Source organism: Paenibacillus crassostreae (assembly GCF_001857945.1).
In the GTDB taxonomy this organism is placed as follows: Bacteria; Bacillota; Bacilli; order Paenibacillales; family Paenibacillaceae; genus Paenibacillus_AQ; species Paenibacillus_AQ crassostreae.
Map to the genome: position 1 here is coordinate 1118691 of NZ_CP017770.1, position 13385 is coordinate 1132075.

Consider the following 13385-nt stretch of genomic DNA (forward strand, 5'->3'; position numbering starts at 1 on the left):
AATCTTCTCTATAGCTTGGCCCAATGTGATCCATCGAAGAAGTACAGCCATTTCTCACTAATAGGCTCACCCATAATATCCTCTAACGCTTTGCCATAGAGTTCAAGTTGGAAGCGATATTGTTCTACTAGAGCCGGTACTCCACCACGCTCATCCAGAACACGATCTGTCTTGTAATCTACAAGAACCAACTTTCCATTCTCTCTGAAAATACAATCTACAACCCCTTGAATTAATACCGTTTCATTCTCTAACTGGTTTGAAATCATCGCAGATTCCTGTTCATTAGACATGGATAGACTCTTCACAAAACTCAGCCCATGATGGGCATCAGCTGCGGAAAGCGCGTAACTAAATGGCATCTCCCGCTCCACCCATGTCGCTGAGAGCAGTCTTCTTCCAATCTCACTATGAAACATTGCTACTATTTCTTGAGGTGAAATGATATCCGCCTGTTCCTGCGTTACAATCTGTAGATCTGTAAGTCTAAAGAGTGTTTCCTCTACTACCTTAGAATCTACTACACCTACTTGCAATGGAATATGCTGCATAAGTGTGTGATAAACGGTTCCCCGCTCTGTAGGGCTCAACCTCTTCTTCTCCATAAATTTAGGTCGACGAAGTTGTAAAGTGGAATCTTGTCGTATTGCCTTTTCCTCCATCCAATCGTAAGAAGGAGTCTCTTGTAAAGAGAGAAGTTTCTTCATTTCAGTTACGGATGTTTTCGCTGAAAGTGTACTTGTTATCGCATACGGATATTTCCAATCCAGCTTATTTTCAATGACTGCCGAACTAGCCTCGGTCGTTATGCCATGATCCTCGATGATCCATAACGGGATTGATTCTTTGTTCTTCAATGCCTGCATCATTAACTCACGATTCTGCGACATTCCCGCTTCCCCGATTGTATCCACATGTAAATCTTGTGACAGTTCATCAGCCGATAGAACAGATACACGCCACTTAGAAGGATCATCATTCAATACAGGAGATGATAGCTCTGGAACCCCGCCGATTTGTCTCAAATTGTCTGCATCTGGATGACGAATTAATGCAGGACCAATCCAATCCAAATAACTACGCCCCTTAGATAAAATATAATCAGGAAGCATATACTGTTGATGACTCTGAACCTGTGTCCATGACAATACTTTTTTAATAAGATCCTTAGCCGTTCCTATAAGAATCAGCTTTTCTTTAGGACGAGTTAATCCCACATACAGTACCCGCATTTCTTCAGCTAGTAGTTCTTGCAGTGAACGCCGGCGTATTGCTAGATTAGGTAATGTTGGATAGCTCACACGCATCTCTTGATCCACAAATTTCGGTCCGAATCCTAGATCCTTATGCATGAGAAATGGTGAATTCAAATCTTGCTGATTGAAAGTTTTTCCTATCCCTGCCAGGAATACTACTGGGAATTCTAGCCCTTTACTCTTGTGGATCGTCATGATTCTTACTGCATTATCTTGCTTATCAATCCTACCTGGACTACCTAAGTCTGAACCATGATCACGTAGCCTAGCGATAAACGTTAAGAATCGAAACAGACCACGAGATGATGTTGTCTGTTCATACTGAACAGCTCGATCGTAAAGTGCCATGAGATTACTCTGACGTTGTCCTCCACCCGGAAGTCCACCAACCCAATCCATATAGCCAGTATCTCTATAGATGTTCCATATCAAGTCACCTAGACTTCCTCGACGTGCTTCATTTCGCCAACCCTCTATTTTTTGAACAAATTTGAGTATTTTACTTTGTAGTTCTGGATGAATCTCTATCTCAGACGTTTTTTGATCATCATTTACATCCAATGATCCCGTTTCTTTGTTCGAATCGTGCTCCGAAGCTGCTATCATAGCATTATAAAAAGATCCTTTAGCAAACAGACGAACCTGAGCTAATTCTTCCTCTGTTAAGCCAACAATCGGTGATCGAAGTACGCTGGCTAGTGGAATATCTTGCAATGGATTATCTATCACCTGCAGCAACGATAGCATAACCTGGACTTCGATGGCTTGAAAATACCCTTGATTCTGTTCACCATCAGCAGGAATCCCTTGGTTTCTCAGTTCCTCCATAATTAGAGGTCCCCAAATATAAGCAGAACGTAGTAGGATCACTATATCGCCATGGGCAACGGGACGCATGATTTGTAATGATTTATCGTATATAAGCAAAGGTTCTCCAGTTTCACCGATCATTTCTTTGACCTTCATCGCGATTGCACGAGCTTCAAGTTGAGCCGTCTCCATCTCCACTAACTCGCCTTCTTCTAGTAGGGTGTTCTCTTCTCCCTCTATAACCTCATCTTCACCTGATCTTACTATTTTCCCACGATCAATCAATAAAAGTTCTGGTGTATATCTTAATTCCTCTACTCCATCGGAAGAGTCAGGAAATGAAGCACCGTATACTAATTCTGCACGATCATTATAGGTAATCTCGGCAACAGTCTCATTCATAATTTGTCTAAAAATAACATTAGTTGCATCCAATACTTGACGTCTACTGCGGAAATTACGAGCAAGATCGATAACCATTCCTTCGTTCATATCCACGTTGTATTTGACGTATTTATCAAGAAAAAGTCCAGGATCCGCTAGCCGGAATCGATAAATGCTTTGTTTCACATCCCCAACCATGAAGCGGTTCCCAGGCTGATCTTTGGCAATCAATCGCACGATATCTTCCTGAACACTATTGGTATCTTGGTATTCGTCCAATAATACCTCATCGAAGTGATCTCTATATTCAATCGCTGCATCTGATGGAAGAAGTTGATCCATAGATGAATCAGGATGCCGTAATATTTGTAAACAGTAATGTTCTAAATCACTGAAATCCACGAGCCCGCGTGACTTTTTCTCTTCTTGATAACGCTGGCCGAAGAGGATGACAACCTCAGATAATTGTTCCATGATTGGAGCAACCTCGTGCAGTTCTGACAGAAAGGTATCTGCCGAGCGTCCGAATAATGAATTTTTGAGCTCATTCAATATTTTCTTAACGCTATCTCTAAGTTCTTTGACACGATTCTGTAGATCTGGATCTGTCTCATCTTTCCGGCAACTTTTTAATTTACTGAATGAAATCGTTTGGAAGGCATCATACAGAGCATTCCATGGGAAATCCTCCAGACATTCTCTGAGTGATTCAACCATTTCTAAATCATCTCGTAAATTATCCACATAAGGATCAGGCCCACCTGGTAGCATGGCTATTGAAATAGCTTGTTGCAATAATCCTGCAGCCCCTGCTAAAGACAATTTTGCATCTTTAATAATACTCTGCACCCAAGGGCTCCCATCAAGCACGGAGAGATCAGTAATAGAGAAATTAGACGCCATCTGGAGTAACCAAGCATCCGGCCAAGAATGACTGCGGGAGAAATCATATAGTTTTTGAACAAGAAAGTATAACGCATCATCACTCCGTTCACCGCTGAACCAGTCCGCAAGACGCAAGAATATCCCATCGTCCTCCGCTTCTCCATACTTTTCTTCAAATATTTGCTCAAGTATTTCCTGACGCAGCAATTCTGCTTCATTCTCATTGAGAATTCGGAACCCTGGATCTAAGGGAATCCATTGATAATAGCGACGAATAACTTCTAAACAGAAGGAGTGGAGTGTTGTAATCGAAGCTCTGCCTAAAAGAGCAAGCTGGCGTCTTAAATGCTCGTTATCCGGTTCTTTCTCCAGCTCCTTATCCAATGCTTCACGTATCCGCTGGCGCATTTCAGCTGCCGCTGCTTTCGTAAATGTAGCAACAAGTAACCGATCGACACTAAACCCTGCTTCCTCATTCATGATTTTACGAATAATTCTCTCTACTAATACAGCTGTCTTACCTGAACCTGCTGCTGCAGCAACAAGAATATGATCACCACTAAGCGAAATAGCTTTCCACTGATCATCACTCCACATACTACCTACAGGCTTAACTATTTCGATCATAATGTATCCCCTCCTTGCTTGTCAGTCAGCATGTCCCATATTTGTTCTTTGTTTGGTTTTCCCAAAACACGGTAATGACTACCCTCAATAGATTCATCGAAATGACACACAGATTTATACGGACAAAATGTACAAGCAATTTCATTCTGAATCCGATAAGGCTCCACCTTCACTTCACCCTCGGTAATCCGTGTTCCAATATTTGTGATATTACTCCTAACCGTAGCCAAAAGACTTCCCCACTGCTCCTTGCTTGCCACAGCGGCGCTACTATAAAAGCTACCATCTGATTTCAACGCAACCGGTAGAATAGTCGAATAACCTTTATCTAATGAGGTATCCATTTGGGCAATAACATCACGATCTGCGAGAAGGAGACCCTTCATTTTGAAACGTTTGAGCAATTCATCAGCTGCTTGCTCCGCACTCATTCCATTCGTTGATTGCAACAATGGATCATGCACATGAAAATACAATGTTCCCGCTGGAATAGCTGTTCTCCCTAACCATTCTTCTGAATATGTCAACAATACGTCTAGATAGGTCAGCAATTGAAGTGACAATCCATAATAGACCTCATGTAGTTTAAGATCGTTCCGACTAGACTTATAATCTATAACCCTTAACATGATTCCTTGCTCGCCCTGAGCCATATCTACTCTGTCTATTCGACCTACAACTTCCATCATCGAACCATTCTCCAAAGGGAAATTCAGCGCTGGAAGTGTCTTCCCTGTACCGAAATCAAGTTCAAGTCCTACAGGTTCAAAATTACCTCTTCTTGCATGTTCACCAAGAATCATAGAAGCTCTTCCAACAATGTTTTTTAGTTTTCTAGATATATATGCATATCGCTTAGAGCTTAGTAAGATTTCCCCCTGCAAAAGTGGCGTCAATCGATCTACAGCAATATTAGCCTCCGATCGACATTCTTCAAGTGTTAAACTCCCCCAACTTACTCTTCGACTCTGTAATTGTGTCGCGATATCACTAAGTGCAGAATGAAACAATTGGCCAATATCAGGAGCCTTTAAACGATACATCTGGCGTTCTTTCAGTTTTAGCCCATGAGAAGCAAAATGTGAGAATGGACATGCAACAAATTTCTCCATCCGTGACACACTTGTACGAATTCTACTGCCATAAAGCCTACGACTCGTTTTCCGGGCTAGTGGTGCTCCTTCGTTCACATAAAATAATGAACGGAGTAACATTAACATAGGTTCTCGCCACTGCTCATGCTGTAAGTACCAATTGTATGCTTCCCACCACAAATCAGAAATTTCACTACCGTTCTTCCAATTTCGAAGCTGTATAATGAGTTGACTCAACGTAAGTTTCGGATTAGTAACAAAGTCTAACTGTTCTTCGCGAGTTTGCCCTCGTTGTGCTTGTCCCACAAGTGACTGTTCCTTTAGGAATGGGAACATCTTCTTCACATGCCGAATGACTTCCGAAGGTAATAGTGCCTTGCCTTCTTCATCAGCTGACGCATAAGAAATCCACACATGTTGACTTGCTGATGTTAATGCATTGTAGATCAGGAATCTTTCATCTAGTAGTTTACGAGAAATGCTTGGAGCTAGCTCCATTCCAGTATCTGATAGCAGCAATCGCTCCTGTTCCGTTAATACACCATCTTCCTGAAGAATAGCAGGGACAACGCCATCATTAAATCCTAGAAGAAATGCATATTTCACTCCATTAGTACGCGTACGATCCATATTACCTATTAGAATCTGATCAATGGAAGGCGGGACTAAGGACAATTTCAGTTCCGTCAATCCTGTATCCAATATTCCCATAAATAGATCAAAACTGATGTGCTCCTCACCCATCAATTCTACAATCTGGTCCAGTAAATCTAGAACGGCTCCCCATAACTGACGATGTTCTTTGGCAGCCTCTGGTTGACCCGCTTCTAATGCTTCATGGCTTAGAAGATCAAGCTTATGCGGAACCTGAGCCTCTTCCAATAATAAATATACTGCTGTACATAAATCTTGAGCTGACTTCGCTGTCTTTACACGATTCTCAAAAGATAACAGCGGACTGCTAATCGTTGCACGACAGCGTTCCATCAAGGCAAGCAATTCTTCCCCCTGCTGCTCCCGATCTATATTAGCATCCCCTTCAAGCGAAAGACTTGGAGTTGCCCGCCATGGCTGTCCATCTGTCCAGCGATATCCATGTATACCACATGCTAATACGTAATTCTCTAATTTATCCATGTCTTTGCGATTTACAGACCCATCTAATGGCAATAGTAAATCTGTTTTAATACAGCGAAATACATCCTCGTATTTCCAACGTCTTTTTACAATATCAAGTGCTGAGCGAATAAACTCCACCAAAGGATGATGTAACTCACTCCGTTTCTGATCGAGGAAGAATGGCACATCATAATCACGGCAAAGAGGTCCTAGTATAGGCTCATAATCTCCTATTTGCCGCACAAAGATAGCCATTTCTCTATATCTAACTCCTTCTTTACGAACGAGCCGAAGCATTTCACGTAGTGCTCCCTCAACTTCTGCACGCCGATTAACAGCAGCATGTATAGATATGCCATGAGACTCTAGCTGCTCTGTTTGTTGATCTTCCCGCCAAGGAATTCGACGATCATATCCACGTTCGAGATGCGCAAGCTCTGGGCTATTCACAAATTTAGGAAGGTTATTTGGACTCAAAAGTCTATCGCTAGTCTCTATTCCTAATTCTCCAGCCATTCCCTTTAACTTTGCATAGGTTGTGGCGGACGGATGAAATAAATCTAGCTCATGTGGGAGAATCCCCATTTCGTATGTTTTATCTAGCGTGAGCGCTATGGTAACAGAAGAAGCATGTAACATTAATTGTTGCAAAACGGTATACTCTTGTGGTGTGAACCCATGAAAGCTATCGATCCAAATATCTGCATCTTTCACGTATGGAGAATTCGGTATTGCTTCTGCTAATGTCATTAAATAATCTTCATTATCCATGTACAAGGGCGATAGTTCATGTTCAAAATCTCGATAAAGTGTTACGATATCTCCTAATTTATCGCGTAGGATAGGTGTACCCAACCCATTAGAATTCATCAAGGCGAGCTGTTCTGAAACATTCGAAGCATCAATGCAGTACCGTTTCATCTCTGTATACAGTTGGCCTAATCTTCCCACGAACCCCACTTGATCACCTGAAGGACCGAACAATTTCAGCTCCTCTTTACGTCTTTGAATAATTTTATAGAGCAACATTCGTTTACCTTCTTCACTGATGCCCACACGTGCCGATCCACCCGTCTCTTGCATGACCCGAAAAGCCAAACGTTGAAAACTTAGTACCTGCGCGCGCGCAATCCCTCTGACTGAACCTGATGTTACCAATGCATTCTCTGCTTGATAAGAACCCTGTTCCGGTACAACCAATACCATGGGATTACCTTGTGATGATCGGCTTAATTCTGCCGATATTTGTTGCAATATATTCGTTGTTTTGCCGCTTCCCGAACGCCCTATGAGGAAATGAACCACCATGGGATGCCTCCTTTATCTACAATCTATCGTATACCCTACTGGGTTAAATTCTATAGAAATCTACCTTCACTATTATATCATATCCTATACCTCAAAGAACGTATGTTTGGTGGGAATGACTTGGTATAAGAGTTAAAAAAACAAATAGGTTGTCCCTTGCCATTTTCATGGCTTATAGGACAACCCCTTGTTTCTAACTTCATGTTATAAGTGTTACTGTTATTTACTACGCACTTCAAAAATAGCAAATTTCAAATAATGTCCTTCATCCACACCTAGAATCTGCGGATGGTCTTTACCTGCTGCTCGCCACTCAATAAGGCGGAGGATCTTCCCTGCATCTAATGCTGCTTCTTGAATGGTCTCAAGAAATAAATCAGGACGCATATGATAAGAGCAACTTGCTGTTACAAGGTATCCTCCTTCATTGACAAGTTTCATCCCATGTAGATTAATATCTTTATATCCACGACAAGCGCCCTTCACCGCACCCTTATTCTTTGCGAATGCAGGTGGATCCAGAATAACTACATCCCAAGTTCGACCTCCATCTGTAGTCATCGGTTTGGATGTATCCAATTTGTTTTTCCCAGTTCCTGCATGGGAACGCTTAACCCTTTCCTCAACACCTTTGACCTGTGTACGTAGATATTGGAAAGCATCATCGACAACAAATTCTACTCGATCCGTGAATCCATTTAAATCTACATTCGCTTGAGCACTTTCAATAGCATGTTGTGAGATATCTAGGCAAGTGACCTTCTTCGCTCCATATTTACAAGCATGCAAAGTGAAGCTTCCTGTATGTGAGAAACATTCCAGAACTGTAGCTCCATCCCAGTAAGGAAATGTAACGACACTGCCACTCTTATTCACAGGTAGTTTCTTCGTAATGCCATCTTGCTCGACTTCATGTAAAGAGATACCACTTTTTCCACCCCAGCCTGTCATTAGCGGTTCAATGGATGCACGATTTTCTCTTTGATCAAAGAAATATCCTGTCTTCTGCCCTTCCTCAATATCTACTACGATTTCCAATCCATTCTCACGAACATTCACATGCCGTGGACATTGGCCGTATAATGAACCTTTTATTTGTTCCAAGCCTTCCAATTCACGAACAGATACATCACTACGTTCATATATACCTACAGGATTCATGACATCAACTAATGCTGCCACAAGCTCATTCCGACATTTGTCCATGCCAAGAGTTAGCACTTGAACTACCAACACATCACCGAATCGATCTACGATTAAGCCAGGAAGAAAATCTGCTTCTCCGTAGACTAAGCGATAAGCTGTCTCCTCTGGGATAAACCGTTCACGGTGCTGAAGACAGTTGCGGAAACGCTCAGTAAAAAAGGCTTGATCCATGTGATCAATCGGTGTATACGACACGATTCTTACCGTTATTTGTGATGCAGGATTATAATATCCTGTTCCAATATATCTTTTTTGATAATTAAGTACTTCTACTAATTGCCCAGCTTCTGGTTCGCCTTCTACGGTTGCAATTTCACTTTTGTATACCCAAGGATGCCCTTGTTCCAATCTCTTCTTCTGACTACGTTGTAGAATAACGGATGCCATTTACCTTCACTCCCTAATATGTACCTGTTACCGATGTTGATCATCACAGGCTCTGTTAATATTGTTATGTTTGTCCAACGATGAACATATAAGTAATGGAAAGACAAGAATCACTAAAGGAGAACTTATCTATGTTCCATACTATTCTCTTCCCTATATTATATGGGCTTTCCATATTTCTAATCGGTATGAAAGTGATGGAGATCGCTTTAGCACGCTGGGCAGGTCCTGTATTAGTTTCACTTTTAAGCAAGGCAACTTCGTCGCCTATCAAAGGTATGCTGTTCAGTACTCTTATTACAGCCGTTTTACAGAGCAGCACGGCCGTAACTGTCATTACCATAGGTCTCGTAAACGCGGGTCTTCTCACCTACGCTAGAACGCTAGGTATCATTCTCGGTACCAACATTGGGACTTGCCTCACCACCGAACTAATGGGTCTACAATTAGGACAGATCGCTATCCCATTGTTACTCTTGTCTATCGTAACATGGGGTGCCGCGGTCATTCTCCATGATTATACACCTAGGAAATTACGTTATTTCAAGCATGTATTCGAACCCCTACAATATATCTCCCTTGTGATTGCTGGATTTGCTCTGATCATGTTCGGAATTCATGTCATGCAATCGATCGGACCGACTTTAGATTCTTATGGCGTCTTCGCATGGTTCATCGAACGAGCCTCTCAGAATGTCCTGTGGGGAATTATTGCTGGTGCATGTCTAACCGCACTCATTCATAGCAGTGCAGCTGTAATCGGTCTGGCCATGGGACTTGCCAGTTCTGGTGCCCTTCCTGTAGAGATTGGGATCGCCATCGTCCTAGGATCGAATGTAGGTACTTGTGTAACAGCTGTTATAGCAGCAGCTAGCAGTTCTCCATCAGGTAAATTTGTCGCTTGGACTCATGTGATATTGAATGTAGGCGGTGCAGCATTATTCATGCCCTTCATTCAACAATTGCATGACGTTTCTTCTTGGATATCCAGTGATCTTGGAAGACAAATTGCCCATTCGCAAACGATATTTAATATCCTCTGCTCACTTATTGCCCTTCCTATATGTTATCTTCCTATTTGGAAGAGAATCCATCACTCATCATCCTAAATTGGCTTCTTATACGCTTATACCTAATAAGGAAAGCGCCTTTCTGAGAATGATGTCATTGTTACGATAGCCAGTTTGCTGCTGACGATGCCATGCTTCTCTCGCATTATACCATGACACATCATTGATCTCTTCTAGTTGAGGTTTTAGCTGACCACTTGTAGCCTCTACTAGATAATAATGAACTTCCTTATTCACTGATCCATGTACAGGATTCTGGTACGTATAAGCAATAATATCCACCGGGGCAATAATTTCACCTAGAATCCCTGTTTCCTCTTCAATTTCACGTAAGGCTGTTTCTTCAACCGACTCGCCTTGCTCCATCTTTCCTTTAGCAATCGATACTTTACCATAACGGTCTATTATAAGTTGAACATAAAGCTCATTATTCTCATGCTTATAAACGACGCCACCTGCTGAAATCTCTTTATGCGCCATACTGATGACTCCTTTATATCGATAATACTTTCTTACGAATCAATTTCATAATTACGCAAACCTATTAGGCGATTATGAAATTGATTCATATTTAAATATAAGGATTTCATCTCCTTCAATTAGGAAATGAAATCCTTGTCATATCATAGAAATTGATTACTATCCTAAACTCCACCCATTTCACCAAAATCGTATAATATACAAGTAAGAGCAACCATGCCAGCAGTCTCACAACGTAGAATTCGACGACCAAGTCCTACGCTTACTGCTCCCGCTTCCTCGGCTTTAAGACACTCTTCCTCAGTAAACCCACCTTCAGGTCCAACGATGAGCAACACTTTTGGCGTACCACTTGCTTCAACACTTGGTATAAAAGACGTTAATGCATCACGTAACTGTAATCCATGCTCTTTCTCATAGCAAAAATAAACTGCATCATACTCCGAAAAAGATTTCATCAACTGAGACCATGTCAGAGGTGATTCTATGGTTGGAACTATATTACGGTGACTTTGCTCTGCAGCTTCTTTAATTATTTTACGCCACCGATCTAGTCGCTTCTCTTCTTTCTTTGCATCATATTGAACAATTGTACGTTGGGATAGAAAAGGAACAAAAGATACAGCACCAATCTCAGTACATTTCTGAATCACCGTTTCCATCTTATCCCCTTTGGGAAGGCTTTGCGCCACCGTAACCTTCACACGAGCTTCCTGTAACATGTCGAGATGCTCAATAATATTAGCGGTTACTAGACCTTGTTCTAACAAATCTAGTTCGACTAATGCTTCACGAGATACGCCATCACTAACAAAGATCTTATCTCCTGCCTTACCTCTCATGACTCTCGTAATGTGACGAGCGTCATCACCTGTAATTTCAACCGTATTCTCCATGAATTGTTCCACAGGAACAAAATATCGTTGCATGTCTCATCAACATCCTATCATTACATAATTAAGCTCCAAACATCAGCATAAACATTTTAACAAAACTTATATACATTGAATTTGCCGCTTGGTAGAGCGGTGTAATCGTATACGCCTGCAGCCCAGGAATGATCAGAATCATTAGAAATATCAATAATGCCCACTGTTCAAAATGCACTAGCTTTTGTCTAACATCACGAGGAGCGATATCTTCAAGAATCCGGTAACCATCCAAGGGTGGTAATGGGATAAGGTTAAATAGGCTCAGAAAAAAGTTCATCATAATAATAAAGTAAAAAGTCATTGCTATCGCTTCTGCTAGTTTCATATTCGAAATGGAACTTAATACATCAAATTGCACAAGTCCTGCATAAACAAGTGATCCTAGAATACCTAAAATGAAATTACTAAGGGGTCCTGCTAGAGATACAATCGCTCCCATCAGACGGGGACGCTCAAAATTGTCACGATTAACGGGAACCGGTCTTGCCCATCCAAATCCAGCAATCACTAACAAAATAATCCCAAACAAATCAAAATGAACTGCTGGATTTAACGTCACCCGCCCCAATAACTTGGCTGTAGGATCACCGAATTTATTGGCGAAGTATGCATGTGAAAATTCATGTACCGTAAATGCTAATACGATCGCAATTAGGAAAAAAGGCATTTTATCAATCGGATGAATCAATATTTTATTTAGAAACTCCATATTTACCTCTTTCTAGCTACAAATGCAATCCACTCTTCCTCACGATTCACATCGATGATCTCAAAGTTAGATGCTATTAGAGCCTCTTGAACAACTTGTTCTTTATTCTTGTAGATTCCAGATGTTATAAATATCCCTTCTGGTTCTAATACTTGGTAGACATCATCAATAAGTAATAAAATAACTTCTGCTAATATATTCGCAACGACCATCTTCACGGGTACAGTTACTCCTAGATTAATACCTTCTTGTTGATGCTTGAATACTGACAGAAGGTCACTTTCTTTAACCGTTATACTTCCTTCCATTTCATTGAGGGTCGCATTTTCCTTCGCACTATGTACAGCTACTGTATCCAAATCAAGAGCTAGGACATGTTTTGCTCCAAGAAGAATAGCACCAATTGCTAATATCCCAGAACCTGTACCCACATCAATAATCTCTTCTCCACCTTGAATCACATTCTCTAGTGTTCGTAAGCATAGCGTGGTTGTTGGATGTGTTCCAGTTCCAAATGCCATCCCTGGGTCTAAGTGAATGATCTTCTCACCTTCAACTTCAGGAGTATATTCTTCCCATGTTGGCTTAATCGTCAAAGTGTTAGAGATACGTATTGGTTTGAAGTATTGCTTCCAAGCATTAGCCCATGCATCTTCATCCACAATTTTTAACTCATAACGCACTTCACCAGTATCTATATCATATTGACTTAGTTCCTCAATCCGTTGCTTCAATATAGGAACAATCATATCCATATCCGATTCCTCGGAGAAGTAGCCTTTTATCTCAGCTTGCCCTTCTGGAATGTCGTTTAAAGGTTTATCATAGAATTCCCCATACTTCGTATCCCGAACTTTATTAAGTGTTCCTGATTCTTCAATTGATACACCACCAGCTCCTGCCTCATGCAGGAAATTAGAAATCATTTCGACGGATTCTTCTGTGGTTTGTATCGTAAATTCATGCCATAACATTATGTGAATATCCCCCTCGTACGTTTGCGTATGTATCATTGTACTATACAAAGAGAGCCGTGTACAAAATTTTATGACATATATAGTAAAACAGCCATGTTATCCTTATTTGGACAACACAGCCTGGTTCAAATCGTACCCTGA

General features: G+C 41.3%; 8 protein-coding genes. 1 reads left to right on the forward strand and 7 read right to left on the reverse strand.

Translation table 11 applies throughout. The features are described from left to right. Positions 1-8 precede the first annotated feature (8 nt). The 3 genes from addA to LPB68_RS05555 form a co-directional block, all read right to left on the reverse strand. Positions 9-3962: a helicase-exonuclease AddAB subunit AddA gene (gene addA / locus LPB68_RS05545; RefSeq protein ID WP_068659418.1), complete on the reverse strand. Its 3954-nt coding sequence runs from the start codon at positions 3960-3962 to the stop codon at positions 9-11. Then, complete coding sequence (addB, locus tag LPB68_RS05550) at positions 3959-7483, reverse strand: helicase-exonuclease AddAB subunit AddB (RefSeq protein ID WP_068659416.1); 3525 nt, start codon at positions 7481-7483, stop codon at positions 3959-3961. Before addB ends, addA begins: the two co-directional genes overlap by 4 nt. A gap of 219 nt (positions 7484-7702) precedes the next feature. Then, positions 7703-9076 carry a class I SAM-dependent rRNA methyltransferase gene (locus tag LPB68_RS05555; RefSeq protein WP_068659414.1) on the reverse strand — a complete coding sequence of 458 codons (1374 nt, stop codon included), beginning with the start codon at positions 9074-9076 and terminating at the stop codon, positions 7703-7705. A gap of 131 nt (positions 9077-9207) precedes the next feature. Here LPB68_RS05555 and LPB68_RS05560 point away from each other — a divergent pair, with 131 nt between their 5' ends. Continuing rightward, a complete protein-coding gene (locus tag LPB68_RS05560; protein WP_068659412.1) occupies positions 9208-10185 on the forward strand; it encodes a Na/Pi cotransporter family protein in 978 nt (325 codons plus the stop codon). Between the two features lie 9 nt (positions 10186-10194). On the opposite strand, the gene LPB68_RS05565 is transcribed toward LPB68_RS05560, so the two are convergent. The 4 genes from LPB68_RS05565 to prmA form a co-directional block, all read right to left on the reverse strand. After that, the gene (locus tag LPB68_RS05565; RefSeq protein ID WP_068659410.1) at positions 10195-10626 is read right to left on the reverse strand and encodes an NUDIX hydrolase; all 432 of its coding nucleotides are present in this window, start codon (positions 10624-10626) and stop codon (positions 10195-10197) included. Positions 10627-10790: 164 nt separating this feature from the next. Continuing rightward, entirely contained in the window at positions 10791-11555 is a 765-nt protein-coding gene (locus tag LPB68_RS05570) for an RsmE family RNA methyltransferase (RefSeq protein WP_068659408.1), read from the reverse strand. Positions 11556-11583: 28 nt separating this feature from the next. Further along, complete coding sequence (locus LPB68_RS05575) at positions 11584-12267, reverse strand: site-2 protease family protein (RefSeq protein WP_068659407.1); 684 nt, start codon at positions 12265-12267, stop codon at positions 11584-11586. A 2-nt stretch (positions 12268-12269) separates the two neighbouring features. Further along, on the reverse strand, positions 12270-13241 hold the full coding sequence (prmA, locus tag LPB68_RS05580) for a 50S ribosomal protein L11 methyltransferase (protein WP_068659406.1): 972 nt from the start codon (positions 13239-13241) through the stop codon (positions 12270-12272). Positions 13242-13385 lie beyond the last annotated feature (144 nt).

Bases quoted from the DNA above. Each gene is read 5' to 3' on its own strand.
- LPB68_RS05560 (WP_068659412.1), top strand. From the start codon at position 9,208: ATGTTCCATACTATTCTCTTCCCTATATTATATGGGCTTTCCATATTT.
- LPB68_RS05555 (WP_068659414.1), bottom strand. From the start codon at position 9,076: ATGGCATCCGTTATTCTACAACGTAGTCAGAAGAAGAGATTGGAACAA.
- LPB68_RS05575 (WP_068659407.1), bottom strand. From the start codon at position 12,267: ATGGAGTTTCTAAATAAAATATTGATTCATCCGATTGATAAAATGCCT.
- LPB68_RS05570 (WP_068659408.1), bottom strand. From the start codon at position 11,555: ATGCAACGATATTTTGTTCCTGTGGAACAATTCATGGAGAATACGGTT.
- addB (WP_068659416.1), bottom strand. From the start codon at position 7,483: ATGGTGGTTCATTTCCTCATAGGGCGTTCGGGAAGCGGCAAAACAACG.
- LPB68_RS05565 (WP_068659410.1), bottom strand. From the start codon at position 10,626: ATGGCGCATAAAGAGATTTCAGCAGGTGGCGTCGTTTATAAGCATGAG.
- addA (WP_068659418.1), bottom strand. From the start codon at position 3,962: ATGATCGAAATAGTTAAGCCTGTAGGTAGTATGTGGAGTGATGATCAG.
- prmA (WP_068659406.1), bottom strand. From the start codon at position 13,241: ATGTTATGGCATGAATTTACGATACAAACCACAGAAGAATCCGTCGAA.